Genomic DNA, 25,335 nt, shown 5'->3' with positions numbered 1-25,335 from the left:
TCGTGCTCGATGTCGGCCGCCTGTAGGCTGTCGCGTCCGCTCCCGCCGATGGTGCAAGGCCGGTGGTTCTGCGACAAGGCTTCGGGCTGTTCCCGTTGCTTCGAACCTAGGGCGGGCCACCGACATCACTGCCGACGACCGCGCGATCTGTGGATGAAGACTCCGGACAGCGCCGCTGTGCAGGAAGCTACCACCGATCGAACACGCGTTCGAGCAACACGCCGAACACAGTTTCGGGCTGTCAGTCCCGCGGTTCGGCCAGCCCCTTACCGTGACGGCGGTCGAGCGGGACGTCCTGCGAGTCGCACAGCGCGTCCCAGACCCGGCGCGTATCGATGCCGGCCGACAGGGCGTCCACCGCGGACCGCCCACCGAGGTGCTCGAGCACGACGTCACGGGTGACCACCGACCCGTAGGCCTCCCCGAACACCTGGTCGACGGCTCGCCAGAACTCACTCACGCGCATCCGACCAGCCTAGGCGTCCCTCCGTCAGCACTTCGTGAGCAGCAACGGTCGAGTGCGATCCGGCGCGACCCGACCATTCCTGCTCACGAAGCGCCACGCCACCCCCGAGGAACCCCGCACGCAGAACGCCCCCGCCGGGAAGGACCGGCGGGGGCGTTCGGAGCAGTGCGGTCAGCGCACCGCGAGGTCGTTGTCGAACTCGGCGACCAGGTCGTCCGGGAGCGTGTCGGGGACCGGGGTCAGCCCCTCGACGATCGCGAGACGGTCGCCCACTTCGCGCATGATGGTCGAGATGGGTGTGTCCAGCGCGTCCGCGACGGACGCGAGGATCTCCGAGCTGGCTTCCTTCTGCCCGCGCTCGACCTCACTGAGGTACCCGAGCGCGACACTGGCCTTGGACGCGACCTGACGGAGGGTCCGGCCCTTCTGCAAGCGGAAGTCCCGGAGTACATCGCCGATTTCCTGACGAACGAGAACCATGAGAACTCCTCCTCTCTGTCGTCTCCGCGCCCGCTCGGTCCGGTGGATCGAGTTCGGGTTCGGCAACCCTAGCGTTGCCGGTTGCAGCATGCTAGCCAGCCTGGCTGCCGTACTGCTGGAGATTTCGTGGGATGTAACCCGGGAGCCGCGAGGCCTATTCCCGGCCCCGGACCTCGGACGACGTCCGTGCCAGGAGTTCGGAGACGGTGGCGCGACGGATTGCTCCGCGGTCTCCGTCGAGGTGCAGTTCGACGGCTCGGGCCGCCGCGGCGGAGGCGATCCCCACGTACACCGTGCCGACGGGCTTGCCGTCCTGCGGATCCGGGCCGGCGACACCGGTCGTGCTGATCCCCCAGGTCGCCGGCTGCCCGTCCACCGACAGCGCGATGCGGACACCCGCCGCCATCTGCCGCGCGACCTCCGGGTGCACGGCCCCCTCGGCGGCGAGCAGGGACGCGGACACCCCCAGCACCGAGTGCTTCAGGGGCGTCGCGTACGCCACGACCCCGCCCCGTACGGCCGCGCTCGCGCCGGGGACGTCGACGAGCGTCGACACGACGAGTCCCCCGGTCAGCGACTCCGCCACGGCGACGGTCTCACCGCGGCTCGTCAGCTCCTCGACCAGGCGCCGCGCGATCGCGCCGACGTCGCCGCCACCGTCGGGAGGCGCGGCACCGGTCGCGTCGTCGGCTTCCGTCACGCGGTGGTCCGGTTGTGCTTCCACGCCTGCCACAGGTAGTCGATCCCGCTCAGGATCGTCGCCAGGAACGCGGCGGTCATCAGGATGCCGTTGACCCAGTGCGCCCAGTCCCCCACCAGGTTCCACCACGGGAACAGCGCCGTGGTCAGCGCCACGGCCTGCAGCACCGTCTTGATCTTGCCGCCACGGCTGGCCGGGATCACGCGGTCCGACAGCACGGCGAACCGGAAGACCGTGATGCCGATCTCGCGCAGCATGATGAGCACGGTGACGTACCAGGGCAGCTCGCCCAGGATCGACAGGGCGACGAGGGCACCGCCGATGAGCACCTTGTCGGCGATCGGGTCGACGAGCTTGCCGAAGTCGGTGACCAGGTTCTGCCGGCGGGCGATGATGCCGTCGGCGCTGTCGGTCACGATGGCCACGACGAACACCACGGCAGCCCAGACGCGGACCGCTCCGTCGCTGCCGCCGTCGGCCAGCAGCAGGACGAAGAACAGGGGCGCCATCAGGATGCGCACCACGGTGATGATGTTCGCCACGTTCGCCGTCGACGCCGGACCGGGGCCCTTGCGCAGTAGTCGACCGCGCCACGGGAACCGTGCGCCGTGCTGTGTGTCCGTACCGTCCGAGGCGGTCATCGCCGTCACTCCCTGCCCGTCAGTCCCCACGCGTCCTCATCGGGCTCGTCGTGCACCTCATCGTAGCCGCGGGTCATGTCCCCCACCGGGTCGGCGCCGTACCGGTCACCGTCGTCGGACGGTGTCGGCGTCGGCGCTGCCGGAGCGGCCGCGGCCGCGGCCGCGGCCGGAGGCTCCTCGCCGCGGAGCTTCGCGAGCACGGCGGGCAGCTGGTCGGCGGTCACCAGGACGTCGCGGGCCTTGGACCCCTCGGACGGCCCGACGATGTCGCGCGACTCCATCAGGTCCATGAGTCGTCCGGCCTTGGCGAACCCGACGCGGAGCTTGCGCTGCAGCATCGAGGTCGATCCGAACTGCGTCGACACGACCTGCTCGACGGCGGCGAGCAGCAGCTCGAGGTCGTCGCCGATGTCGGCGTCGATCTCCTTGCGCTCGACCACCGCGGCGACGTCCTGCCGGTACTCGGGCTGCGCCTGGCGGGTGACGTGCTGGACGACCTCGGCGACCTCGCCCTCCTGCACCCAGGCACCCTGCACGCGCAGCGACTTGGACGACCCCATCGGCAGGAAGAGCGCGTCGCCCTGGCCGATGAGCTTGTCGGCTCCCGGCTGGTCGAGGATGACGCGGGAGTCCGTGACGCTCGTCACCGCGAAGGCGATGCGCGACGGCACGTTGGCCTTGATCAGCCCCGTGATGACGTCGACCGAGGGGCGCTGCGTCGCGAGCACCAGGTGGATGCCGGCGGCACGTGCGAGCTGGGTGATGCGGACGATCGACTCCTCGACGTCGCGCGGCGCCACGAGCATGAGGTCGGCGAGTTCGTCGACGACGACGAGCAGGTACGGGTACGGCTTGAGCTTCCGCTCGCTGCCCGCCGGCAGGATGATCTCGTCGTTCTCGATGGCCTTGTTGAAGTCGTCGACGTGGCGGAACCCGAACGACGCCAGGTCGTCGTACCGCATGTCCATCTCCTTCACGACCCACTGCAGCGCCTCGGCCGCCTTCTTCGGGTTCGTGATGATGGGCGTGATGAGGTGCGGGACGCCGGCGTAGATCGAGAGCTCGACGCGCTTGGGGTCGACCAGGACCATGCGGACCTCGGACGGCTTCGCGCGCATGAGCAGCGACGTGATCATCGAGTTGATGAACACCGACTTGCCGGACCCGGTGGAACCGGCGACGAGCAGGTGCGGCATCTTCGCCAGGTTCGCGACGACGAAGCCGCCCTCGACGTCCTTGCCGACACCGATCGTCATCGGGTGCTTCGACTTCCGGGCCGCGTTCGAGCGCAGCACGTCGCCGAGGGACACGATCTCGCGGTCGGTGTTGGGGATCTCGACGCCGATCGCGCTCTTCCCGGGGATCGGTGACAGGATGCGGACCTCGTTCGAGGCGACGGCGTACGACAGGTTCTTCGACAGCGCCGTGACGCGCTCGACCTTCACACCCGGGCCGAGCTCGATCTCGTACCGCGTGACGGTCGGGCCACGCGAGAAACCCGTGACCTTCGCGTCCACCTTGAACTCGGTGAGCACGCCGGTGATGGCGGCGACGATGTCGTCGTTCGCCTGGCTCCTGGCCACCGACGGCGTGCCGGCGCTCAGCGTCGTGGCCGCCGGCAGCCGGTAGGGCTTCGACGGGTCGTCGTCGGCCGCTGCGGACGGCACCAGCCCCCCGGCCTCGGCGTCGGCGTCGATCGGCTCGTCCGGCGCCACGGGGTCGTCGACGGCGTCCGGGACCACGGGTCGGATGTCCGCGACCGGTTCGGGCCGTGCCGGGACCTCGGTGCCGAAGGCCTGCAGCGCGTGTTCGGCGTCCTCGAGGTCCTGCTCGACGGAGTCGTTGAGGTTGACCGACGCGGGCTCGGCGGGCGTCAGGTCGACCAGTCCGGCGGCGGCACCGGCATTGGGGTTCGTCACCGGCGCGACGGGCGCAGCAGCAGGGGCGTCCGGGACGGGCGGGGCGGCCGCCGTCGCCGCGGGCAGCACGGGGCTGTCGTAGGCCGGGTCTTCCTCGCGCCCGGACTTGTTGCGCCGCCACCACGGGACGTTGTCGCCGCCCTCGCCCTCGGCAGCAGCGGCCTGCTCGTCGCCGAACCCCAGGTCGTCGAAGAGCTGGAAGTCGGTGTCGCCCTTCTTGCCGCGCTTGGGCGTGCGGGCACGAGCGGCGGGCTCGGCCACGGCGGACGCCTCGGCCTCGGGTTCCGCGGCGGGCGCGGGCGCACCGAACAGGTACGCGTAGAGCTCGTGCAGGCGGCGGCCGAGCTTGTTCGGCGGCGTCTTCGTGATGATGAACAGCGACAGCACGAGCAGCACGATCGCCACGGGCACGGCGACCCAGGCGGTGGCGATCGTGACGAGCCAGCCGATGACGACCCAGCCGAGCACACCGCCGGCGGCAGCGAGCGCAGGCATGCCGTCGGCCGCGCTCGGCTGTCCGCCGAACACGTGGCACAGCGAGGCGATCGAGACGATCAGCAGCCCGAGTCCGATGCCGATCCGGGTGTTGTCGTGCACCGATGCGGGGTGCCGGAAGAGCCAGCCCGCGAAGACGACCATGATCACCGGCAGCGCGAAGGCCAGCCGGCCGAACAGCCCGCCGAACGTGTACGCGTCGAGCGCGATGGACACGTCGTTGGTGGGGTTGAGCCACTCGACGACCGCGCCGGCGATGGCGAGCAGGAACAGCAGGAACGGGAAGCCGTCGCGCCGCTGGTCCTTCTCCAACGTCTCCTTGCCGAGCAGTCGGAACATCGCCCCGACGCCGTGGGCCATCGCGAGCCACGCGGTGACGAGCGGGTTCTGCTCGCGGAACACCGGCGTCGGTGCGGCCTGCGGCAGCTTCTTCGTCGTCGCCTGCGTGCGCGACGAACCGCGCGTCCCGTTCCCACGGGACGACGTGGACGCGCGCGAGCGCGTGGTCGACTTGGTGCCTCCGGCCATGGGCAGAACCCTAATCCCCGCTCAGGACAAACGCAGGGAGGCCCGCCGCAGCGTCCGTGACGGACGCTGGACGGGCCTCCCGGGCCGGACCGACGTGGACGCGAGCGCACCCACGCCCGCGAGCGGGCGCTACGCCTCGATGACCACCGGGACGATCATCGGACGGCGGCGGTGCTTCGTGTTCACCCAGCGGCCGACCGTGCGACGGACGACCTGACCGAAGGCGTGCGCGTCGCGGGTGCCGTTGGCGGCCGCCTCGGCGATCGCCTTGGCGATCTGCGGACGGACGTCGTCGAAGACCGAGTCGTCCTCGGCGAAGCCGCGCGACTGGATCTCCGGCCCGACCACGCACTGTCCGGTGGTGAAGTCCACCGCGGCGAAGATCGAGATGAAGCCCTCTTCGGCCAGGACCCGGCGGTCCTTCAGGTCGGCGTCGGTGATCTCGCCGACGGTCGAGCCGTCCACGTAGACGTACCCGATGTCGAGCTGGCCGGCCACCGTGACCTCGCCGTCCTTCAGGTCCACGACGATGCCGTCCTGCCCGAGGATGACGTTGCGCGGCGGGACACCCGTCTGGATCGCCAGGTCGGCGCTCGCGTACAGGTGGCGGTGCTCGCCGTGGACCGGCAGCACGTTCTTCGGCCGCAGGATGTTGTAGCAGTACAGCAGCTCGCCGGCCGAGGCGTGCCCGGAGACGTGCACCTTCGCGTTGCCCTTGTGCACGACCTTCGCGCCGAGCTTGGTCAGCCCGTCGATCACGCGGTAGACGGCGTTCTCGTTGCCCGGGATGAGCGACGAGGCGAGGATGACGGTGTCGCCCTCACCGATCTCGATCTGGTGCTCCATGTTGGCCATGCGCGCCAGGACCGCCATCGGCTCGCCCTGCGACCCGGTCGACATGTAGACGATCTGGTCGTCGGGGACGTTCTTCGCCTTCTTCGTGTCGATGAGCACGTTCTCCGGCACCCGCAGGTACCCGAGGTCGGCGGCGATCGTCATGTTCCGGATCATCGAGCGACCCATGAACGCGACCTTGCGGTTCGCGGCGGCTGCGGCGTCGAGCACCTGCTGCACGCGGTGCACGTGCGACGAGAAGCTCGCCACGACGACCTTCTTGCGGGCGCGCGTGATGATGTTCTCGAGCACCGGGCCGATGTCGCGCTCCGGCGCGGTGAAGCCCGGCACGTCGGCGTTGGTCGAGTCCGGCAGGAACAGGTCGACGCCCTGCTCGCCCAGCCGCGCGAAGGCGCGGAGGTCGGTGATGCGGTCGTCCAGCGGGAGCTGGTCCATCTTGAAGTCACCCGTGTGCAGGACACGACCGGCGGGGGTCGTGATCGCGACGGCGAGGGCGTCCGGGATGGAGTGGTTCACGGCGACGAACTCGAGGTGGAACGGACCGAGCTGCTCGGTCTGGTCCTCGGCCACGACGAGCGTGTACGGCTTGATCCGGTGTTCCTTGAGCTTCGCCTCGACGAGGGCCAGGGTCAGCGTGGAGCCGATGAGCGGGATGTCGTCGCGGAGCTTGAGCAGGTACGGGACGGCGCCGATGTGGTCCTCGTGCCCGTGCGTGAGCACGACACCGAGGACGTCGTCCAGGCGGTCCCGGATCGGCGCGAAGTCGGGCAGGATCAGGTCGACGCCCGGCTGGTGCTCCTCGGGGAACAGCACGCCGGCGTCGACGATGAGCAGCTTGCCCTCGTACTCGTAGACGGTCATGTTGCGACCGATCTCGCCGAGACCCCCGATGGGGATCACGCGGAGGGTGCCGTTCTCGAGCGGCTGCGGTGTGGAGACTTGTGTGGGCATTCGGTCCTACGGATTCGGGCGGCGCACGGTGAGCGCGCCGCGGTGTTCGCTAGCGGGTGGTGCCTGGCACCTTTGGCAGAGCGCCGCCGGCCGCTGCGTTGCGGTCGGGGCGGAAGTTCGAGAAGTCGGCGCCGGGCACGTCGCGCACGGCTTCGAGCGAGGTCTCGATGGCGTACGCCTCGGAGTCCTCGGGGCCGACGAGCGGCAGTCGGACACGGGGACTGCCGATGCGGCCGAGCCCGTGCAGGATGTACTTCGCGGCGACCGTGCCGGGCACGTGCGTCATGACGGCGCGGACGAGCGGCTCGACGCGCTTGTGCTCGGCGGTCGCGGTCGCCAGGTCGCCGCGGTTCACGGCGTCGACGATGGTGCGGTACGGCGTGCTCGTGATGTTCGCCGTCACGCCGATCAGGCCGGTGGCGCCGATCGACAGGTGCGGGAGCACGTTCGTGTCGTCGCCGGAGAAGTACATGAGGTCGGTGTTGTTGAGCACCCGCGATACCTCGGCGAAGTCGCCCTTGGCGTCCTTCACGGCGAGGATGTTCGGGTGCTTCGAGGCACGCAGGATCGTGTCGTAGGTGATCGGGATGCCGGTGCGACCGGGGATGTCGTACAGGATCACCGGCAGGTCGGTGGCGTCCGCGATCATCCGGAAGTGGGTGAGCACACCCGACTGCGTCGGCTTGTTGTAGTAGGGCGTGACGATCATCACGCCGTCGGCCCCGGCACGCTCGCTCTGCTTGTACAGGTGGATCGCGTGCGCGGTCTCGTTCGAGCCGCCACCCGTGATGATCTTCGCGCGCCCGGCGGCGACGGACTTGCCGACCTCGACCAGGCGGAGCTTCTCCGGGTCGGTCAGCGTGCTCGTCTCACCGGTGGTGCCGGTCACGACGATGCCGTCGGCTCCGGCGGTGATGCAGTCGTCGATGTGCTGCTCGACGCCGGGCCAGTCGACCTCGCCGTCGGCCGTGAGCGGGGTCACGAGGGCGACGAGGACCTGGCCGAAGGGATTCTCACGCGTGGACACGGGCACCAGCGTACCGGGGATGCGCGCGGGAGCGGCCGTCCGGGTGGACGGTGGTCCGCCTGCGGCGCGGCCGGGAGGCCCGGATCGCGTCCGTCACGCGCCTCCGGACGAGCGGGTGGCCGGGTCACGTCAGGCGCTGGCGCTCGGGTCCGCGCGGGTGTGGCCCGGTTCGCGCCCCGCCACGGTCGTCGCGCCCCGGCGCACCGGGGCGCGATGCCCGCACCGGGGCGCGACACGGATGCGGACCCGGCGCGGGAGCCGCGAGCTGCAGTTGCTCAGGAGGTCCGGCGCCACTCCAGGAAGCGGTACCGGGTCCCGCCGTTGCGGGACTCCTGCCACGGCCCGTCGTCGACGAGCGACCACCCGGCCGCCCCGTCGAGCGTCGGTGCGACGGTGTCGCCCGGCACGTCGACGTCGATCACGGTCTCGGAGACGTGGTCCGCACGCTCGAGCGCGGCCGCGTAGACCTGCCCGCCGCCGATGACCCAGACCGTCTCGTCCGTGCCGTCGAGTGCGACAGCCAGGTCGTGCACGACCTCGGCGCCGTCGGCCGTCCACGCGGTGTCACGGGTCAGCACGACGTTGCGGCGACCGGGCAGCGGGCGGAACCGCTCGGGCAGCGACTCCCACGTCCGGCGCCCCATGAGCACGGTGGCGTCGCCGGTGACCTGCTTGAAGTGCGCCAGGTCCTCCGGCACGTGCCAGGGCATCCCGCCGTCGGCACCGATGACGCCGTTCGTCGACCGGGCCCAGACCAGCCCGATCATCAGACCGCGACCGCGCCCTTGATCGCCGGGTGGTGCTCGTACCCGACGACGGTGAAGTCCTCGTACTCGTAGTCGTCGATCGAGTCGCGCGGGGCGAGTTCGAGCCTCGGCGACCGGTACGCCGTGCGGGACAGCTGCTCCTCGACCTGCTCGACGTGGTTGTCGTAGATGTGGCAGTCGCCACCGGTCCAGACGAAGTCGCCGACCTCGAGCCCGGTCTGCGCGGCGATCATGTGGGTGAGCAGGGCGTACGACGCGATGTTGAACGGCACGCCGAGGAACATGTCGGCGCTGCGCTGGTACAGCTGGCACGAGAGCTTGCCGTCGTTCACGTAGAACTGGAAGAACGCGTGGCACGGGGCGAGCGCCATGTCCGGCACGTCGGCGACGTTCCACGCCGAGACGATGAGCCGGCGGCTGTCGGGGTTCGTCCTGATCTGCTCGATCACCTGGGCGATCTGGTCGACGTGCTCCCCCGAGGGGGTCGGCCACGAGCGCCACTGCACGCCGTACACCGGGCCGAGGTCGCCGTCCTCGTCCGCCCACTCGTTCCAGATGCGCACGCCGTGCTCCTGCAGCCAGGTCGCGTTGCCCTCGCCGCGCAGGAACCAGAGCAGCTCGTAGGCGACCGACTTGAAGTGCACGCGCTTGGTCGTGACCAGCGGGAAGCCCTCGGACAGGTCGTACCGCAGCTGGGCGCCGAACAGGCTGCGCGTCCCCGTACCGGTGCGGTCGCCCTTCGGCGCACCCTCGGTCAGGACCCGACGGAGCAGGTCCTCGTACGGCGTCGGCACGGTGGGGTCGGGCTGCACGGTCTCGCTGTCGCTCACACACAGAAGACTACGTCGGCATGAGTACCGTCGGGAGCATGGCCGACACGACCCCACGTCCTCGCTCGATCCTCGTCGCCGGAGCCTCCGGCTTCATCGGGACCCCCCTCGTCCGTGCCCTGCGCGCGGCGGGACACGACGTCACCACGCTCGTCCGCCGCGAGGCCCGGAGCGCGAGCGAGTTCCGCTGGGCGCCGGGGCGACGACCGCTCGACCCCGCGATCGTCGACGGGGCCGACGTGGTGATCAACCTCGCCGGTGCGACCATCAGCAAGCTGCCGTGGACGGACGCCTACCGCAGGGAGATCCGGAGCTCCCGGATCGACGCCGCCGACACCCTGGTCGAGGCGATGCGGCAGGCCACCACTCCCCCGGCGCTGTTCCTGTCCGGCTCGGCCTCGGGCGTCTACGGCGACCGCCCGGCCGACGTGCTGCAGGACGACGCCGCCCCCGGCTCGGGGTTCCTCGCCGACGTGTGCACCGCGTGGGAAGCCGCCGCCCAGGCCGCACCCGACGGCGTCCGGGTCGTCACACTGCGCACCGGCGTGGTGATCGGCAAGGGCGGCGGCGCGCTCGCTCCCCTCGTGCCGCTCACCCGGGCCGGGCTCGGCGGGCGACTCGGCACCGGTGGCCAGCACTGGCCGTGGATCGCACTCGACGACGAGGTCGGCGCCATCGTGCACCTGGCCACCGCCGCGCCCGATGTCTCCGGGCCGGTCAACCTCGCCGGGCCCGAGGCGGTGGTCGCCGACCGCATCACGAAGCGCGTGGCCGAGGACCTGCACCGCCCGTACCTGTTCTCGGTGCCCGAGTTCGCCCTGCGCCTGGCGCTGCGCGACGCAGCCGACGAGCTGCTCCTGTCGAGTCAGCACATGGTGCCCACCAAGCTGCTCGAGTCCGGCTACACCTTCCGGTACGAGCGGGCGGTCGACGCGGTCGACGCCGTCTTCTGATCCGCGCTCAGCGGTCGGCGGCCCGGGCCAGCGCGGTGCGCATCGCTGCGCGGGCACGCTTGCGGTCGCCGGCCGCGTCGTAGACCACGCCGAGCCGGTACCAGGCACGCCAGTCGGCCGGGTCCTGCTCGACGGCCTCGCGGTACCGCGGGAACAGCTCGTCGGCCGCGTCCCGGGTCGGTCGACCAGACGCCCGGACCGGCACGACGTCCGACGGCGCACCGCCCTCGGCCTCCAGGCGCGAGCCCAGCCGGGTGATCCGGATGCCGAAGCGGAACTCGAGGACGAGCAGCAGCGCCCCGATCGCCGCGACGACGAACAGTGCCACACCGATGCCGATGCCGACCGGGACCCCGGTGGCGATGAAGGCGACGGCGCGCTGCCCGACGAGCACGATGTAGAGCGCCAGCAGCGCCGTCATCAGCGCCGCACCCCAGAACGGAGAGCGGATCGCGCGTCCGGCCCGAGCCCTGCGGTCCACCGGGTCAGCCGATGCCGAGGACGGTGCCCAGGCCCACGGCGAGGCCACGTGCCGAGACCACCGCGGACAGCGCCGCACGGATGCCCGCCACGTACGCGACGTCGTCGTTCGTGTCGTGCCGGATGGTCAGCGTCTCACCGGGGCCGCTCAGCACGACGTCCTGCACGGCCTTCACCCCGGGCAGGCGGAGCGAGTGGATCGGCACACTGGCGACCTGCTGCCCGCGGGCCCGCTGGTCGACGTGCGGGGCGTCGACGGGACCGACCTCGCGCCGGGCGTCGGCCATCAGCTCGGCGGTGCGCACCGCGGTGCCCGAGGGCGAGTCGATCTTGCCGGCGTGGTGGGTCTCGACGATCTCGGCCGCCGGGAACCACGGCGCGGCGATCGTCGCGAGGTGCGTGCCGAGCACGGAGCCGATCGAGAAGTTCGGCACCACGAGCACGCCCTGGTCCGGCCGTTCCTGCAGCGCGGTCCGGAGCTTCGCCAGCCGGTCCGACGACCAACCAGAGGTGCCGACGAGCACGTTCGCGCCGCTCGACAGCGCGTTCGTGACGATCGCGGGGCTCAGGGCCGGCACGGAGACGTCGACGACCACGGCCGCGTCGCGGAACACCGACGGCGGGGCCTCGTGCGCGCCGTCCTTCGACGACAGGCGGGCGACGAGCTCGAGGTCCGGCAGTTCCTCGACGACGGCGGCCACGAGGCCCCCGAGACGACCGGTGGCGCCGACGACGGCGACGGGAGTGACCATGCCGTCCATCCTAGGATCGACGCATGTCAGTCGAGGTCAGGACCGTGCCGGCCGATCTGCCCGAGGTCGACGCCCTGCTCGACGCGTACCTGGACGAGCGCGAGGCGACGTTCCCCGCCGCACAGGGCGCTTACTCGCGCAAGCGCACGCCGGCGGCGGAGTTCACCCCGCCGACGGGCGTGTTCGCCGTGGCCTACGCCGACGGGGTCGCGGTCGGGTGCGGCGGCCTCCGGCGCATCGCGGACGGCGTCGACGAGTCCGGGGCGACCGACGTGCGGTTCGAGGTCAAGCACGTCTTCGTCACCCCGACCGGGCGCGGAGCGGGCGTCGCGACCGCGGTCATGGAACACCTCGAGCGTGCCGGCGCCGACCTCGGCGCGACGGGCATCGTGCTCGACACGAACGACTCGCTCGTCGCGGCCGGCGCGATGTACCGCAGCCGCGGGTACCGGCGGGTGAACCCGTTCAACGCGAACCCGAACGCGACCGCCTGGTACCGCAAGCCGGTCCGCTGACGCGACCCGCGCCTCCAGGCGGTCGCCGCCGCGCAGCCGACGCAGGGCGGGCACCGGAGCAGGGGCGGACGCGCAGCGCCCCGCCCGTCCGCTCCCGGATCAGACGGGCTGGTCCACCGGCAGTCCGGTGCGCAGCTCGACCGGCAGGTGGGCGAGGTCGTTCAGCGTGACGACCTCGGCCGGCTTGGCCGACCGGATGCGGATGATCGTCAGGGCCGTGTGCGCGACGTTCGTGCCCATCCAGCGCCACTCGGGCGCCTGGAACGCCTCGCGGACGAACCAGCCGATCACCGCGTTGTGGGTGATGAGCAGGTCGTGGCGGTCCTCACGAGCCGGGGTGAACCACTCGGAGACGGCATCGCCCATCTGCGCCTGTCCGGCGAGGATCTCCTCTTCGGTGATCCCGCCGTACCAGCCCTGGTACGCGTGCGGCATGTCCGGCGTGGGGCCCGAGGGGATGCAGTCGAAGAGCAGCGTGGACGGCTCCGGCTTGATCGAGGGCAGCCGCTGCGCAAGGAACTCGGCCGTCTCGCTCGGCGCGTCGAGCGGCGAGTGGTGGACGCCGTCGAACGGCACGCCGCCCAGACGGTCGGCGATCAGGGTCGCCTGGCGCTTGCCGCGCTCCGACAGCTTGCCGTCCCGCAGGCCGTGTTCTGCGTCCTGGTGTTCGCCGTGGCGGACGAGGTAGAGGTAGTGCGACACGTCGGAGCTCACCCGCCGATCCCGAGCGACGCGGCGAGGTCGTCCTGGCGCACGGCGCCGACCACCGAGGTGATCGCGGGACGGGTGAGCAGGTCGCGCGCGAGGTCCAGGACGCCGTCGGTCGTGACCCGGTCGACCCGTTCGAGCGCGGTGGAGAGGTCGGTGTACTCGCCGGTGCCCAGCTCGGAGCGACCGAGTCGGGTCATGCGCGCGTCGGAGTCCTCGAGCGACAGGGTCAGCGCCCCCTCGATCTGGCCCTTGGCACGCCGGAGTTCGTCCTCGGTGATGCCGTCGTCGACCATGCGGCGGAACTCCGCGTCGATGATGTCCACGACACCGGCGACGTTGTCCGGGGCGCACCCGGCGTAGACGCCGAACGCACCGTTGTCCAAGTAGGCGGGCGCGAAGGACGACACGGCGTACGCCAGGCCCCGCCGTTCGCGGACCTCCTGGAAGAGCCGGGAGCTCATCCCGCCGCCGAGCACGGCGTTGAGCACGCTGAGCGAGGGACGACGGTCGTCGCGGAGGTCGAGGCCCTGCGAACCGCGCAGCATGCTGACCTGCTCGGTCGGGCGGTGCACGACCGTCAGCTTCGGCTGGACCGGGTCGGCGACGGGCAGCGGCTCGCGACGGGCCAGCGGCTCGGCCGCGGGCGCGTCGGTGAAGACACCGTCCACGAGCTCGCAGAACCGGTCGTGGTCCACGGCACCGGCAGCGGTGACGACGATGGCGTTCGGGGCGTAGTGCTCGCGGTAGTGCGCGAGCACCTCGTCACGCTGGACCGCGCGGATGCTCTCCGGCGTCCCGCCGATGGGGCGGCCGAGCGGGTGCCCGCCGAAGGTGGCGGCGAAGAAGGCCTCGCCGGCGACGTCGGCCGGGTCGTCGGCGGCCATCGCGAGTTCCTCGAGGATGACCCCGCGCTCCACGGCGAAGGCGTCGGGTTCGAGCACCGACCCGGTGACCATGTCACCGATGACGGTCACGGCCATCGGGACGTCGGTGTCCCGGACCCGTGCGTAGTAGCACGTGTACTCCTTGGCGGTCGCGGCGTTGTGCTCGCCGCCCACCGAGTCGAACGCGATGGCGATGTCGAGCGCCGACCGGGTCGCCGTGCCCTTGAAGAGCAGGTGTTCGAGGAAGTGCGTCGAGCCGTACTGGCCGTCCCGCTCGTCCCGCGAACCGACGCCGACCCAGAACCCGATGCTCGTCGACGCGGCTCCGGGCACCGCCTCGGTCAGGACACGGACGCCGGACGGCAACACGGTGCGACGGACGAAGGCTCCGCCGGAGGTCAGGAACGACGTGTCCGGGTCACCGAGCGGCAACGGCACTGGCTGGTTCATCGCAGACGAGCCTACTGACCCCTCGGAGCGCGTCGCCCAGTTTCCCCAGCACCCGCGGTTGACACTCGAAATGGGGTACAGGGATTGTGGACAGACCGACTCGTCTGTCTGTCCTCCTTGTGGTACTGTCGGTCTCGCCGGATCGGAAGCCCCCCTAGATCCCGATCCGGCGGCTCGGGACATCAGTCCTGCGCGGCCACTCGAGTCCCCCCACTCCGGCCGCGGAGCCGATGAGTCCGAGGAGCAGCGCTGTGACGGTCGATTCCCCCCAACCGGCCGTCCAGCGTCTCCCCGGCCCGAGCACGAACCTCGCGTCGCCGGACGGGTCGAGCGTCCCCCCGACTCCCCGCTCCGGCGGCGCGAAGGTCCGTGTCCTCGAGACCGCGACGCGGCTCTTCTACGAGGAGGGCATCCACAGCGTCGGCGTCGACCGTCTGATCTCCGAAGCGAGCGTCACGAAGGCGACGTTCTACAAGCACTACGGGTCGAAGGACAACCTGATCCTGGCCTACATCCGCACGCAGCACGAACGCGTGCAGGCGCGGATGGAGCAGCTCATCGCCTCGGCCGGCGGCCCGGACCGTGCGGTCCGCGCCTGGGTCGGTGCCCTCGCCGACGACGTCAACGACCCCGCGTTCCGCGGCTGTGCGTTCCTGCACGCCGCGGCCGAGTACCACGACCCCCGCGACCCGGTCCGCCAGGTGGTCGCGACGCACCGCGACTGGTACACCGAGCGGCTCGCGACCCTGCTGCAGGAAGCCGGACACCCGCTGCCCGGCGACGGCGCCGACGAGCTCATGCTCGCGCGCGACGGTGCCATGGCCGGTGCCTACGCCGGTGACGCGATCGCCGCCACGGCCGCGCTGCACCGCGTCGTGGACCGCGTCCTCGCCGTCTGACCCCGAGCGGTCCGGGTGTGCGCCCGGCTGATCGGCCTGGCGGGTGCGCGCTCCCGCGAGTGACCGCCACCGGTCGGGAGGCGCTGGGCGGCCCGGCACCGCGCCTCCCGTCCGCCGCGTGGGGGCGTCCACGGCACGCGCACGCACCGAGCGCCACCCGAGCAGGCGGGTGTTGGCTGGGGGAATGGCAAACGACCCCAACTGGAACCTGCCCGACGTCCCCTCGTTCACCCTGACGAGCCCCGACTTCACCGACGGCGGCGAGCTGCCCACGTCCGCGCGCGGCACCGACGCCGGTGGCGAGGACCGCTCCCCCGCGCTCGAGTGGTCCGGCGCGCCGGAGGGCACGCAGAGCTTCGTCCTGACCGTGTACGACCCCGACGCACCGACCGGCTCGGGCTTCTGGCACTGGAGCCTGACGGACATCCCGGCCTCGGCGACCTCGCTGCCCGCCGGTGCCGGCACGGACGACGCCCTGCTGCCCGCCGAGGCCCTGCGCCGCCGCAACGAGTTCGGCACGGACACGTACCTCGGTGCCGCCCCGCCCGCCGGGCACGGTGTGCACCGCTACGTCTTCACCCTGAGCGCCCTCGACGTCCCCGTGCTCGAGGCCCCGGCGGACGCCACCCCGGCCGTCGTCGGTTTCGTGCTGCGCGAGCACCTGCTCGGCCGCGCGCAGCTCACGGGCACGCAGGAGACCCCGGCGGCCTGACCGGGCGCACACCCGGCGGCGCCGCGGTCCTTCGCGCTGAGCGACAGTCCACGCGGCACCGCGCCCGTGACGTGTCGCTGACCGCGAGACTCCGACGGCCCCGCAACGGCGAACGGCCGCCGCCCCGGAAGGGACGGCGGCCGTTCGTGCGTCAGGACGCGGGGAGGATCAGCCCTCGGCCGGGTCCTCGGCGTGCGCACGGACCGTCTCGGCCGTGGTGGAGTCACCCTCGGCCTCGTCGGACACGACCGGCGCGAGCGACAGCTTGCCGCGGTCGTCCACCTTGGTGACCTCGACCAGGACCTTCTGGCCGACGCCCAGGACGTCCTCGACGTTCTCCACACGCTTGCCACCGGCGAGCTTGCGGACCTCGGAGACGTGGAGCAGACCGTCGCGGCCCGGGAGCAGCGACACGAAGGCGCCGAAGGTGGCGATCTTCACGACGGTGCCGAGGAACTGGTCCCCGATCTCCGGGTTGGTCGGGTTCGCGATCGCGTTGACCTGGGCACGAGCGGCCTCGGCCGACGGACCGTCCACGGCGCCGATGTACACGGTGCCGTTGTCCTCGATCGAGATGTCGGCACCGGTCTCGTCCTGGATGCCGTTGATCGTCTTGCCCTTCGGGCCGATCAGCTCGCCGATCTTGTCGACGGGGATCTGCACCGAGATGACACAGGGAGCGGTGTCCGCCATCTCGTCGGGGGCGTCGATCGCCTCGGTCAGCACGCCGAGGATGGCCGAGCGGGCCTCCTTGGCCTGCTTCAGCGCGGCGTCGAGCACCGACGACGGGATGCCGTCGAGCTTGGTGTCGAGCTGGATCGCGGTGACGAACTCCGAGGTACCGGCGACCTTGAAGTCCATGTCGCCGAGGGCGTCCTCGGCACCGAGGATGTCGGTCAGCGCCGCGTAGCGGGTCTGGCCGTCGACGGTGTCGGAGACCAGGCCCATCGCGATGCCCGCGACCGGAGCCTTGAGCGGCACACCGGCGTTGAGGAGCGACAGGGTCGAGGCGCAGACGGAACCCATCGACGTCGAGCCGTTGGAGCCGAGGGCCTCGGACACCTGACGGATCGCGTAGGGGAACTCGTCGCGCGACGGCAGCACCGGCACGAGGGCGCGCTCGGCCAGGAAGCCGTGCCCGATCTCGCGACGCTTCGGCGAACCCACGCGGCCGGTCTCACCGGTCGAGTAGGGCGGGAAGTTGTAGTGGTGCAGGTAGCGCTTCTTCGTGACGGGCGACAGCGAGTCGATCTGCTGCTCCATCTTGAGCATGTTCAGCGTGGTGACGCCGAGGATCTGCGTCTCGCCGCGCTGGAAGATGGCGGAACCGTGGACGCGCGGGATCACGGCGACCTCGGCGTCGAGCGGACGGATGTCGGCGAGGCCGCGACCGTCCATGCGGACCTGCTCGGTCAGGATGCGGCCGCGGACGACCTTCTTCGTGACCGACTTGTACGCGGCGCCGACCTGCGCGTTGGCGACCTCGGGCAGCGTGCCCGCGGTGACCTGCTCGGCGATGGCGGCCTTGACGCGCGACTTCAGTGCGTCGTCGGCGTCCTGACGCTCGACCTTGCCGGCGATCTTGTAGACGTCGCCGAGCTCGGAGAGTGCGAGGGACTCCACGGCCGAGTAGACCTCGGGCGCGTACGGCGGGAAGACCGGGTAGTCCTGGATCTCCTTGGCCGACTGCGCGGCCATCTTCGCCTGTGCCTCGACGAGGACCTTGAGGAACGGCTTGGCCGCCTCGAGGCCCTGGGCGACGACGGCCTCGTCGGGCTTCGTCGCACCGCCCTGGATGAGGTCCCAGCTGTGCTCGGTGGCCTCGGCCTCGACCATCATGATCGCGACGTCCTCGTTGCCCGCCTCGTCCGTGACGACACGGCCGGCGACGGTGAGGTCGAACACGGCCTCGGCGAGCTGGGACGCCTTCGGGAACGCGACCCACTGGTCGCCGATCAGGGCGAGGCGCACACCGGCGATCGGGCCGGAGAACGGCAGACCGGAGATCTGCGTCGACGCCGACGCGGCGTTGATGGCCAGGGCGTCGTAGAACTCGTCCGGAGCGATGCTCATGACGGTGATGACGATCTGGACCTCGTTGCGGAGACCGTCGACGAACGACGGGCGCAGCGGCCGGTCGATCAGACGGCAGACCAGGATGGCCTCGGTCGACGGGCGGCCTTCGCGGCGGAAGAACGAACCGGGGATCTTGCCGGCGGCGTACGAGCGCTCCTCGACGTCCACGGTCAGCGGGAAGAAGTCGAAGCCTTCACGCGGGTGCTTGCCGGCGCTGGTGGCCGAGAGGAGCATCGTTTCCTCGTCCAGGTACGCGGCGACCGCGCCCTGGGCCTGCTGTGCGAGCCGGCCGGTCTCGAACCGGACGACGCGCTTGCCGTACTTGCCGTTGTCGATGACGGCTTCGGCGAACTTGATCTCGGGACCCTCCAAAAGGGTGCCTCCTTGATGTGTGTTCGGCAGGCCGTGGCGACGGCACTCGATGGTGCGTGCGCGCCGATCGTTCCGGACGCATGTCTGGCCAGCAGTAGAAGCACTCGGGAAACCGTTCCGGCCCGCGAGCCACCACCGATGACCAGCTCCGTGCCCGGCCTGCGCAGTGTTGTGTGTGACGTCCGGGGAATGAGTCCTCGGACACGGTGGACTTTACCAGTCCACAGGCTGTCGGCGGCGCGGCTCGCTGGACTCCTGGTGAACATCGGTAGCCTGCGGCCATGCGTTGCACCCCCTCGCGGGGCCTGCTCGTCGCGGCCGCCGTGGTCGTCGGCGCGCTCGTCGCCCCGGCCCTCACCGCCGTCCCGGCGAACGCGACCGAGTACCCGACGTGGCAGGACGTCCAGCGGGCGAAGGGCGACGAGACCGCGAAGCGGGCCGAGGTGCGGAAGGTGCAGGCCGCGCTGCAGACCGTGCAGGACCAAGCCGCCGCGTCGTCGCAGGCCGCCCTGGTGGCCTCCGCGAAGGCGGACGCGGCCGAGGCGGAGCTGGCGTCGGCTGCCCAGGCCGCCACGAGCCTCCAGGCCCAGGCGCGGCACGCGAGCGAGACGGCGGACCGTGCCCAGCAGCGGGCCGGCCAGCTGGCCGCGGACCTGTACCGCGACGGCAGCACGAACCAGATGACCACGCGGATCGCGACGGCGACCGACCCGGACGAGCTGCTCTACCAGCTCGGTGCGCTCGACCAGCTGTCCGGTACCTGGTCCGGCGTGATGGACGAGGCGTCCGTCGCGGCCGGGACGGCGTCGTCCCTGCACGAGCAGGCCGAGCGCGCCGAGACGGAGCGGGCGCGTCGCGCGCAGGCCGCCGAGGAGCGCTCGGCGGCGGCGGAGGCCGCGGAACAGGTCGCCGACGCCGCGGTCGAGTCGACCGAGCGGCACAGCGACGAGCTGTACGCCCAACTCGCGTCGCTCAAGGACAGCACGGCGGAGCAGCAGGCCGGCTACGAGCTCGGCCAGCGGGTCGCCGCGCAGAAGGCCGAGCAGCAGCGCAAGCGGGCCGCGGCGGCCGCCGCCGAGGCAGCGGCGGCGGCACCGGCGACCGGGGGCGGCAGCACCCCGACCAGCGGTGGCTCCGGGACGACCCACCCCAGCACCGGCGGCGTGGTGGTCGACCCGGCGGCCGCGCAGGCCTACGCCCGGAGCGCGATCGGTGCGTACGGCTGGGGCGCCGACCAGTTCTCGTGCCTCGTGTCGCTGTGGACGCAGGAGTCGGGGTGGCGGGCGAACGCGCTGAACGCCTCGAGCGGCGCCTACGGCATCCCGCAGTCGCTGCCGGCGGAGAAGATGTCCGCCGCCGGGGCCGACTGGCGGACGAACGCGGCCACCCAGATCGACTGGGGCCTCGCGTACATCAAGAGCGCCTACGGGTCACCCTGCGGGGCGTGGGGTCACGAGATGAGCGTCGACCCGCACTGGTACTGACCCCGGGTCGACGCGCGCAGACGCCGTCGTGGTGCGGCACGGCGGCCTGCGCAGACGCCGTCGTCTCACCGAGACGCCGCGGAGCTCGTGGGACGCCGCCACGTCCGGCGGCGTCCCACGATGACGACGGCGTCTTCCGGCGAGCGGGTCGGCGACCCCCGGGCTCAGTGGCCGAGGCCGCCGAGCAGGCTCGCGAAGTCCGGGGTCGCGGGGAGCGCGTCGGCCTGCTGCGGCGTCCGCCGGGAGGCCCGGACCGCCCAGGCCAGGTCGGCTCCGGCCCGGCGGATGCGACCGTCCAGGGCGGCCGAGTCACCGTCGCTCCCCCAGTCGTCGGTCGCGGCGAACACCCCGGTCGGCACGACGGCCGCGCGCAGGTAGGCGAAGACCGGACGCAGTGCGTGGTCGATCGCCAGCGAGTGCCGCGACGTGCCGCCCGTCGCACCGAGCAGCACGGGCACGTCGCTCATCGAGTCCTTGTCGAGCACGTCCAGGAACGACTTCGCCAGGCCGCTGACGCCGGCGGTGAAGATCGGCGTGACGAACACGACGGCGTCGGCCTCGACCACGGTGGCCATCGCGGCGGACAGCGCCGGGGCCGCGAAGCCGGTGAGCATCGCGTCGGTGATCTCGTGCGCGATCGGTCGGAGCTCGACGTGCTCGACGTGTGCGGCGGTCCCCTCGGCGACGAGCGCTGCCACGGCCGCCTCACCCAGGCGGTCGGCGAGCAGGCGGGTGGAGCTGGGCTCGGAGAGTCCGGCGGAGACGACGGCGATGGTGGTCATGATGGGTCCCGACTTTCGATGCGTTTGCATGAACATAGCATGCAACTGGCCGGGCGCCGCGAGCATTCCCGCGCCGGGGACGAGGAACGCCCCGGTCCTCACGAGGAGGACCGGGGCGTTCGGTCAAGCGGGTGTCCGGTCGACTAGCGACGCAGGCCGAGGCGCTCGATGAGCGCGCGGTAGCGGGCGATGTCGACGTCGGAGAGGTAACCGAGGAGACGGCGACGCTGACCGACCATGAGCAGCAGGCCACGACGCGAGTGGTGGTCGTGCTTGTGCTCCTTGAGGTGCTCGTTCAGGTCGTTGATACGACGCGTCAGAACGGCGACCTGGACCTCGGGGGAACCGGTGTCGCCCGGGTGGGTCGCGTACTCTTCGATGATCTCCTGCTTGACCTTCGCATCAAGTGCCATGCGTCGATCCCCTTTCAGTCCGTTGCGCGGTGCCCGTACCTGATGCACGAGCGCTCTTTGTCCGCGGCCGTTCGACGGCAACCGCGCAAGACTACCAGACTCCTAGGCGGTCCTGGGGCGCAGGCGGCGCCGACGCGGGGCCGGCAACAGGCTCCGCACGAGCCCGACGAGCGTCGCGCCGAGCAGGCCGCCGAGGCCGTTCGACAGCACGTCGCGTGGGTCCGCGACCCGGTAGGGCAGGTAGACGGCCTGGGCGACCTCGATCCCCGTCGACAGGGCGACGGCGACCAGGGCGCCGAGGATCCACCAGCGGCGGGGCAGCCACAGCGCGGCGAGCATGCCGACCGGCACGAACATCGCGATGTTGGCGAGGAACTCGGTGCGCTCGTACGTGAACCAGGTGCCGTGCGGCAGCTGCTGCACCCAGGCGATCGCGTGCAGCACGAGGGAGTTCTGGGCCGAGGTGAACACCTGCGGGGTCAGCGTCATCCGCCAGATCACCCAGGCGTACGCCGCGGTCACGGCGAGGAGGAGGAGTCGACGGAACATCCCGACAGTCTGGGGCACGGTCCTGCACGACCGCTGGAGCACTGCTGGCAGGTGCCGGCTGCCGACACCGACGGCGGTCACCCCTGGTCAGGACTCCCCCGCACCTGCCAGCATGGACCCGGGCACACCACCGGTGCCCGCACCGCCCACCAGCGGGTCGGATCAGGAGGGACCGCCGGATGCCGGAGCACGCGGGACCGCGCAGACCACGCCCCGACCGCACGAGCGGTCTGCGGCAGTGGGCGTGGATCGGCGCGACGGCCGTCGTCGTGGCCGCGATCGTCACCACGCTCGTGGTCGTCGGCCCGTGGGGTGCGGACCGGCCCGACGGCTCCGGGACCCCGAGCGGTCGGACGGTCGCGGAACGCAAGACCGCCGCCGAAGCGTTCCCCGGCGGGCTCGCCCGTCAGCCCTCCGCGCAGAACCAGCCGGGCATCCGCGAGCGGGCCGCACGGGCGGACGGACGCCGGGACACCGCGGAGCAGATCGCCCGCATCGCCGACCAGCCGATCGCCACCTGGCTGACGGACACCTCGCACGCCGAGACCCGTGACACGATCCGCTCCGTCGTCGCCGCGGCCGAGCGGGACGACGCGACCCCGGTGTTCGTGCTCTACAACGTGCCGGACCGCGACTGCGGCAACTACTCGCGGGGCGGCACCGAGGACGACGCCTACCTGCCGTGGGTCCGCTCCGCCGTCCGGGCGATGGCGGGGTCGCACGCCGTGGTGCTCGTCGAGCCCGACGCGATCGCCCAGATCGAGCGCTGCGACCGGCTGCGGGACGGTCGGCTGCCCCTGCTGCGGAAGGCCGTCGACGCGCTGACGGGCCACGGACTGACGGTGTACCTGGACGGTGGGAACGAGAACCGGGTGCCGGTGGCGACCATGGGCGACCGGTTGCGCCAGGCGGGCGTCGACGAGGTGCAGGGCTTCTTCACGAACGTCTCGAACTTCTACCGCGTCGACCAGGAGCGCGCGTACGCCGACGAGCTCGCGGACGCCATCGGCGGCGACCCGCACTTCGTGATCGACGTGTCCCGCAACGGGCAGGGCTGGCGCGGCACCTGGTGCAACCCCGAGGGTGCCGGGCTCGGGCAGGACCCGCGCGTCACGGGCGGGACGACCCGGATGGACGCCCTGCTCTGGGTCAAGACACCCGGGCTGAGCGACGGCACGTGCAACGGCGGTCCGGCCGCCGGCCAGTGGTGGGAGTCCTACGCCCTGGCCCTGGTCGAGCGTCGCGCGCGCGACTGACACCGGACGGGAGGCGCGGGGCGGGCCCGCACCGCGCCTCCCGTCCGCCCCGTGCGGACGTGACGAGCGGCGCCGGGCGCGACCCCGATCAGGCCACGTCGATGACCGTCAGGCGGCGCGTCGGACGGGTCATCGCGACGTAGACCGCGGCGGCAGGTCGGGCGGCATCCGCACCGACGCCGTCGGGGTCGACGAGCAGCACGCCGTCGAACTCGAGCCCCTTGGCGTCCGCACCGGTGAGCACCGTGAGCGACCCGGCCTGCGGCGACGCCAGCCCGCGGACGTCGGCCTCGGTGCGGGCGAGCCGCCGGCGCACGGCGTCGACGTCCGACTCGGGGACGATCACACCGATCGTCCCGGCGCCGATCCGTGCGCGTTCGGCGTCGGCCACGCGCGCGACGGTGTCGAGCAGGTCGGCGCGGGACACCCGGACGCGTTCGACGGGGTCGCCGTCACGAACGGCCTCGTTGCGGGTGACCGTCAGTCCGGCGGCGTCGGCGTACTCCCCCGCGGCGAGCACGATGGAGCGCGGCGTGCGGTAGTTGACGGTGAGCTGCTCGATGCGGTGGTCGAGCGGGACCTGGGGTGCGCGACCCCGCCGGCGACGGGCCAGTGCCCCGAGCACGTCGTCCCAGGTGCGGGCGGCACCGGGCGAGGAGCCCTGCGCCATGTCGCCGACGATCGTGAAGGACCGCAGCGGGTTCCGTCGCGCGAGCACGCGCCACTGCATCGGCGAGAGCTCCTGGGCCTCGTCCACCACGATGTGGCCGTAGGTCCACTCGCGGTCGTCGGCGGCACGCTCCGCGGTCGAGCGGGGGTCGCCGCCCTCGGCGAACGAGCCGGCGACCTGTTCGGCACTGATGATGCCCTCGACGCCCATGTTCTCGATGGCCTGGCGGGCGTTCTCGATGTCGCGGTTGCGGCTGGCCTTGGCCGCGCGCTTGGCGGCACCGCCGGTCGGGTCGAACGGGCCGAGCAGTTCGGCGGCCTCGTCGAGCAGCGGGACGTCCTCGACGGTCCACCCGGCACCGCGCGCACGGTGCAGCAGTGCGCGGCGCTCCGGGGTCCAGTCGGGGGTCAGCGATGCGAGCCAGTTCGGCCGGGCGTAGAGGTCCTCGAGGAACTTCTCCGGCGGCAACGGCAGCCAGGCCGTGTTGAGCAGGACCCGGGCGTCGTACGAGCTGCGGATGTCCTCGCGCAGGACCTTCTCGTCGGCCTCGTCCACCGTGGTGCCGCGCTCCCGCAGCTGGTCGGCGAGCAGGCGGGTCATCGCGTCGAGGGCGATCTTGTTGAACGTGACGCGGGCGACGTTGTGCGGCTTGCCGCGGTCCTGCGCCCGCTTCATGGCGTCGGCGACGAGCTGCGGCGGGACCACGAGCCGCTCGCCCTCGACGTCGAGCGTCACGGACTCGGTGGGCACGACCTGCCGCGAGCGCACGGCCCGGCGCAGGAGCGACGCGGTCTGCGCCGCGCCCTTCACGGCGGCGACGTCACGAGAGTCGTGGGTCGTGGCGTGCACGCCCGGGTACAGCGACCCGAGCGAGGCCATCACGACACCGGTCTCGCCGAGCGACGGCAGCACCTGCTCGATGTACGTCAGGAACGCCGACGACGGGCCGACCATGAGCACGCCGGAGCCCCGGAGCCGCTCGCGGTACGAGTACAGCAGGTAGGCGGCGCGGTGCAGTGCGACGGCGGTCTTGCCGGTGCCGGGGCCGCCCTGCACGATGAGCACGCCCTCGAGCGGGGACCGGATGATGCGGTCCTGCTCGCCCTGGATCGTCGCGACGATGTCGGTCATCCGACCGGTGCGCTCGGCGGTCACGGCGGCGAGCAGCGCTCCCTCGCCCTGCAGGTGGGTGCGTTCGTCGTCGTACAGCGAGGCGTCGAACACCTCGTCCTCGACGCCGACGACCGTGCGGCCCTGCAGCGACAGGTGCCGACGAGCCCGCATGCCCATCGGGTGGGCGGCGGTGGCCTGGTAGAACGCGCTGGCACCGGGCACTCGCCAGTCGAGCAGCAGCGGCCGGTGCTCCGCGTCGCGCAGCCCCACGCGGCCGATGTAGCGGAAGGCGTCGTCCGGGGTCTCGGGCTCGGCCACCTCGAGTCGACCGAACACCAGACGGTCACCGACGCGCTCGAGTGTGGCGACGGTGTCCTCGTAGAGCCGCGCGTAGGCGTCGCGCTCGCTGCGGCTCTGGTGGTTGCCACCGACCGTCTGGCGACGGGTCTCGGCGAGGCGCTGTCCGGCTTCGGCGGTCAGCTCGTCGAGACGACGGAACAGGCCGTCGACGTAGCCGCGTTCACGGTCGATCTCGGTCGGTTCGGACACACACAACCCTTCGGGAAAGAGGGGTGTCCAGTGTAGTCCCGCAGGGCGGACAGATC

General features: G+C 71.8%; 24 protein-coding genes. 6 read left to right on the top strand and 18 right to left on the bottom strand.

Translation table 11 applies throughout. From position 1 onward, the window contains the following. Nucleotides 1-241: 241 nt before the first annotated feature. From LEL83_RS02585 to LEL83_RS02545, 9 genes are all read right to left on the bottom strand, one after another. Nucleotides 242-466, bottom strand: a complete 225-nt coding sequence (locus LEL83_RS02585; RefSeq protein WP_225557640.1) for a DUF3046 domain-containing protein — start codon at nt 464-466, stop codon at nt 242-244. A 171-nt stretch (nt 467-637) separates the two neighbouring features. After that, on the bottom strand, nt 638-946 hold the full coding sequence (locus LEL83_RS02580; RefSeq protein WP_027464765.1) for a helix-turn-helix domain-containing protein: 309 nt from the start codon (nt 944-946) through the stop codon (nt 638-640). Between the two features lie 154 nt (nt 947-1,100). Beyond that, the gene (locus LEL83_RS02575; RefSeq protein ID WP_372454430.1) at nt 1,101-1,646 is read right to left on the bottom strand and encodes a CinA family protein; all 546 of its coding nucleotides are present in this window, start codon (nt 1,644-1,646) and stop codon (nt 1,101-1,103) included. Next, the gene (gene pgsA / locus LEL83_RS02570; protein ID WP_225557639.1) at nt 1,643-2,287 is read right to left on the bottom strand and encodes a CDP-diacylglycerol--glycerol-3-phosphate 3-phosphatidyltransferase; all 645 of its coding nucleotides are present in this window, start codon (nt 2,285-2,287) and stop codon (nt 1,643-1,645) included. The genes LEL83_RS02575 and pgsA overlap by 4 nt, the downstream gene beginning before the upstream one ends. Before the next feature lie 5 nt (nt 2,288-2,292). Then, nucleotides 2,293-5,229, bottom strand: a complete 2,937-nt coding sequence (locus tag LEL83_RS02565) for an FtsK/SpoIIIE family DNA translocase (RefSeq protein ID WP_225557638.1) — start codon at nt 5,227-5,229, stop codon at nt 2,293-2,295. Nucleotides 5,230-5,358: 129 nt separating this feature from the next. After that, complete coding sequence (locus LEL83_RS02560) at nt 5,359-7,035, bottom strand: ribonuclease J (protein WP_198658106.1); 1,677 nt, start codon at nt 7,033-7,035, stop codon at nt 5,359-5,361. Nucleotides 7,036-7,084: 49 nt separating this feature from the next. Further along, nucleotides 7,085-8,062, bottom strand: a complete 978-nt coding sequence (gene dapA / locus LEL83_RS02555) for a 4-hydroxy-tetrahydrodipicolinate synthase (protein ID WP_198658105.1) — start codon at nt 8,060-8,062, stop codon at nt 7,085-7,087. A 275-nt stretch (nt 8,063-8,337) separates the two neighbouring features. Further along, complete coding sequence (locus LEL83_RS02550) at nt 8,338-8,829, bottom strand: dihydrofolate reductase (RefSeq protein WP_225557637.1); 492 nt, start codon at nt 8,827-8,829, stop codon at nt 8,338-8,340. Then, the gene (locus LEL83_RS02545) at nt 8,829-9,659 is read right to left on the bottom strand and encodes a thymidylate synthase (RefSeq protein WP_225557636.1); all 831 of its coding nucleotides are present in this window, start codon (nt 9,657-9,659) and stop codon (nt 8,829-8,831) included. Before LEL83_RS02545 ends, LEL83_RS02550 begins: the two co-directional genes overlap by 1 nt. A 38-nt stretch (nt 9,660-9,697) precedes the next feature. Here LEL83_RS02545 and LEL83_RS02540 point away from each other — a divergent pair, with 38 nt between their 5' ends. Further along, nucleotides 9,698-10,612, top strand: a complete 915-nt coding sequence (locus tag LEL83_RS02540; protein ID WP_225557635.1) for a TIGR01777 family oxidoreductase — start codon at nt 9,698-9,700, stop codon at nt 10,610-10,612. 7 nt (nt 10,613-10,619) lie between these two features. On the opposite strand, the gene LEL83_RS02535 is transcribed toward LEL83_RS02540, so the two are convergent. Together LEL83_RS02535 and LEL83_RS02530 are read right to left on the bottom strand one after the other, a co-directional pair. Then, nucleotides 10,620-11,033, bottom strand: coding sequence for a tetratricopeptide repeat protein (locus tag LEL83_RS02535; RefSeq protein WP_225557734.1), 414 nt, complete (start codon nt 11,031-11,033; stop codon nt 10,620-10,622). Nucleotides 11,034-11,097: 64 nt separating this feature from the next. Further along, entirely contained in the window at nt 11,098-11,844 is a 747-nt protein-coding gene (locus LEL83_RS02530; protein WP_225557634.1) for a 4-hydroxy-tetrahydrodipicolinate reductase, read from the bottom strand. A gap of 23 nt (nt 11,845-11,867) precedes the next feature. Here LEL83_RS02530 and LEL83_RS02525 point away from each other — a divergent pair, with 23 nt between their 5' ends. After that, nucleotides 11,868-12,359 carry a GNAT family N-acetyltransferase gene (locus LEL83_RS02525; protein WP_225557633.1) on the top strand — a complete coding sequence of 164 codons (492 nt, stop codon included), beginning with the start codon at nt 11,868-11,870 and terminating at the stop codon, nt 12,357-12,359. 99 nt (nt 12,360-12,458) lie between these two features. Here LEL83_RS02525 and LEL83_RS02520 read toward each other — a convergent pair whose 3' ends face one another. Next, nucleotides 12,459-13,061 (bottom strand): histidine phosphatase family protein, encoded by a 603-nt coding sequence (locus LEL83_RS02520; protein ID WP_198658632.1) that lies wholly within the window; start codon nt 13,059-13,061, stop codon nt 12,459-12,461. An 8-nt stretch (nt 13,062-13,069) separates the two neighbouring features. After that, nucleotides 13,070-14,404 (bottom strand): M16 family metallopeptidase, encoded by a 1,335-nt coding sequence (locus LEL83_RS02515; protein ID WP_225557632.1) that lies wholly within the window; start codon nt 14,402-14,404, stop codon nt 13,070-13,072. Nucleotides 14,405-14,655: 251 nt separating this feature from the next. On the opposite strand from LEL83_RS02515, the gene LEL83_RS02510 reads away from it, so the two are divergent. Both LEL83_RS02510 and LEL83_RS02505 read left to right on the top strand, forming a co-directional pair. After that, on the top strand, nt 14,656-15,303 hold the full coding sequence (locus tag LEL83_RS02510; protein WP_225557631.1) for a TetR/AcrR family transcriptional regulator: 648 nt from the start codon (nt 14,656-14,658) through the stop codon (nt 15,301-15,303). A 184-nt stretch (nt 15,304-15,487) separates the two neighbouring features. Continuing rightward, nucleotides 15,488-16,015 carry a YbhB/YbcL family Raf kinase inhibitor-like protein gene (locus LEL83_RS02505; protein WP_225557630.1) on the top strand — a complete coding sequence of 176 codons (528 nt, stop codon included), beginning with the start codon at nt 15,488-15,490 and terminating at the stop codon, nt 16,013-16,015. Between the two features lie 168 nt (nt 16,016-16,183). Here LEL83_RS02505 and LEL83_RS02500 read toward each other — a convergent pair whose 3' ends face one another. Continuing rightward, nucleotides 16,184-18,463, bottom strand: a complete 2,280-nt coding sequence (locus LEL83_RS02500; protein ID WP_225557629.1) for a polyribonucleotide nucleotidyltransferase — start codon at nt 18,461-18,463, stop codon at nt 16,184-16,186. A gap of 281 nt (nt 18,464-18,744) precedes the next feature. Here LEL83_RS02500 and LEL83_RS02495 point away from each other — a divergent pair, with 281 nt between their 5' ends. Beyond that, nucleotides 18,745-19,947: an aggregation-promoting factor C-terminal-like domain-containing protein gene (locus LEL83_RS02495; RefSeq protein ID WP_225557628.1), complete on the top strand. Its 1,203-nt coding sequence runs from the start codon at nt 18,745-18,747 to the stop codon at nt 19,945-19,947. Nucleotides 19,948-20,111: 164 nt separating this feature from the next. Here LEL83_RS02495 and LEL83_RS02490 read toward each other — a convergent pair whose 3' ends face one another. From LEL83_RS02490 to LEL83_RS02480, 3 genes are all read right to left on the bottom strand, one after another. Further along, nucleotides 20,112-20,729: a CE1759 family FMN reductase gene (locus tag LEL83_RS02490; RefSeq protein ID WP_198658095.1), complete on the bottom strand. Its 618-nt coding sequence runs from the start codon at nt 20,727-20,729 to the stop codon at nt 20,112-20,114. A 143-nt stretch (nt 20,730-20,872) separates the two neighbouring features. Continuing rightward, complete coding sequence (gene rpsO, locus LEL83_RS02485) at nt 20,873-21,142, bottom strand: 30S ribosomal protein S15 (protein ID WP_070416523.1); 270 nt, start codon at nt 21,140-21,142, stop codon at nt 20,873-20,875. A 102-nt stretch (nt 21,143-21,244) separates the two neighbouring features. Beyond that, nucleotides 21,245-21,691, bottom strand: a complete 447-nt coding sequence (locus LEL83_RS02480) for a VanZ family protein (RefSeq protein ID WP_198658094.1) — start codon at nt 21,689-21,691, stop codon at nt 21,245-21,247. A 179-nt stretch (nt 21,692-21,870) separates the two neighbouring features. On the opposite strand from LEL83_RS02480, the gene LEL83_RS02475 reads away from it, so the two are divergent. Then, a complete protein-coding gene (locus tag LEL83_RS02475) occupies nt 21,871-22,947 on the top strand; it encodes a glycoside hydrolase family 6 protein (RefSeq protein WP_225557627.1) in 1,077 nt (358 codons plus the stop codon). An 88-nt stretch (nt 22,948-23,035) separates the two neighbouring features. On the opposite strand, the gene LEL83_RS02470 is transcribed toward LEL83_RS02475, so the two are convergent. After that, nucleotides 23,036-25,279: a HelD family protein gene (locus LEL83_RS02470; protein ID WP_225557626.1), complete on the bottom strand. Its 2,244-nt coding sequence runs from the start codon at nt 25,277-25,279 to the stop codon at nt 23,036-23,038. Between the last annotated feature and the right edge of the window lie 56 nt (nt 25,280-25,335).

The sequence above is a fragment of the Curtobacterium oceanosedimentum genome (assembly GCF_020297365.1).
Taxonomy (GTDB): Bacteria; Actinomycetota; Actinomycetes; order Actinomycetales; family Microbacteriaceae; genus Curtobacterium.
This window is presented reverse-complemented; position numbering and strand designations above follow the sequence as displayed.

Coding starts and splice junctions, on each gene's coding strand:
- LEL83_RS02585 (WP_225557640.1), bottom strand. CDS start 466: ATGCGCGTGAGTGAGTTCTGGCGAGCCGTCGACCAGGTGTTCGGGGAG.
- LEL83_RS02490 (WP_198658095.1), bottom strand. CDS start 20,729: ATGACCACCATCGCCGTCGTCTCCGCCGGACTCTCCGAGCCCAGCTCC.
- LEL83_RS02540 (WP_225557635.1), top strand. CDS start 9,698: ATGGCCGACACGACCCCACGTCCTCGCTCGATCCTCGTCGCCGGAGCC.
- pgsA (WP_225557639.1), bottom strand. CDS start 2,287: ATGACCGCCTCGGACGGTACGGACACACAGCACGGCGCACGGTTCCCG.
- LEL83_RS02550 (WP_225557637.1), bottom strand. CDS start 8,829: ATGATCGGGCTGGTCTGGGCCCGGTCGACGAACGGCGTCATCGGTGCC.
- LEL83_RS02475 (WP_225557627.1), top strand. CDS start 21,871: ATGCCGGAGCACGCGGGACCGCGCAGACCACGCCCCGACCGCACGAGC.
- rpsO (WP_070416523.1), bottom strand. CDS start 21,142: ATGGCACTTGATGCGAAGGTCAAGCAGGAGATCATCGAAGAGTACGCG.
- LEL83_RS02495 (WP_225557628.1), top strand. CDS start 18,745: ATGCGTTGCACCCCCTCGCGGGGCCTGCTCGTCGCGGCCGCCGTGGTC.
- LEL83_RS02560 (WP_198658106.1), bottom strand. CDS start 7,035: ATGCCCACACAAGTCTCCACACCGCAGCCGCTCGAGAACGGCACCCTC.
- LEL83_RS02525 (WP_225557633.1), top strand. CDS start 11,868: ATGTCAGTCGAGGTCAGGACCGTGCCGGCCGATCTGCCCGAGGTCGAC.
- LEL83_RS02535 (WP_225557734.1), bottom strand. CDS start 11,033: ATGACGGCGCTGCTGGCGCTCTACATCGTGCTCGTCGGGCAGCGCGCC.
- LEL83_RS02530 (WP_225557634.1), bottom strand. CDS start 11,844: ATGGTCACTCCCGTCGCCGTCGTCGGCGCCACCGGTCGTCTCGGGGGC.
- LEL83_RS02480 (WP_198658094.1), bottom strand. CDS start 21,691: ATGTTCCGTCGACTCCTCCTCCTCGCCGTGACCGCGGCGTACGCCTGG.
- LEL83_RS02505 (WP_225557630.1), top strand. CDS start 15,488: ATGGCAAACGACCCCAACTGGAACCTGCCCGACGTCCCCTCGTTCACC.
- LEL83_RS02565 (WP_225557638.1), bottom strand. CDS start 5,229: ATGGCCGGAGGCACCAAGTCGACCACGCGCTCGCGCGCGTCCACGTCG.
- LEL83_RS02515 (WP_225557632.1), bottom strand. CDS start 14,404: ATGAACCAGCCAGTGCCGTTGCCGCTCGGTGACCCGGACACGTCGTTC.
- LEL83_RS02580 (WP_027464765.1), bottom strand. CDS start 946: ATGGTTCTCGTTCGTCAGGAAATCGGCGATGTACTCCGGGACTTCCGC.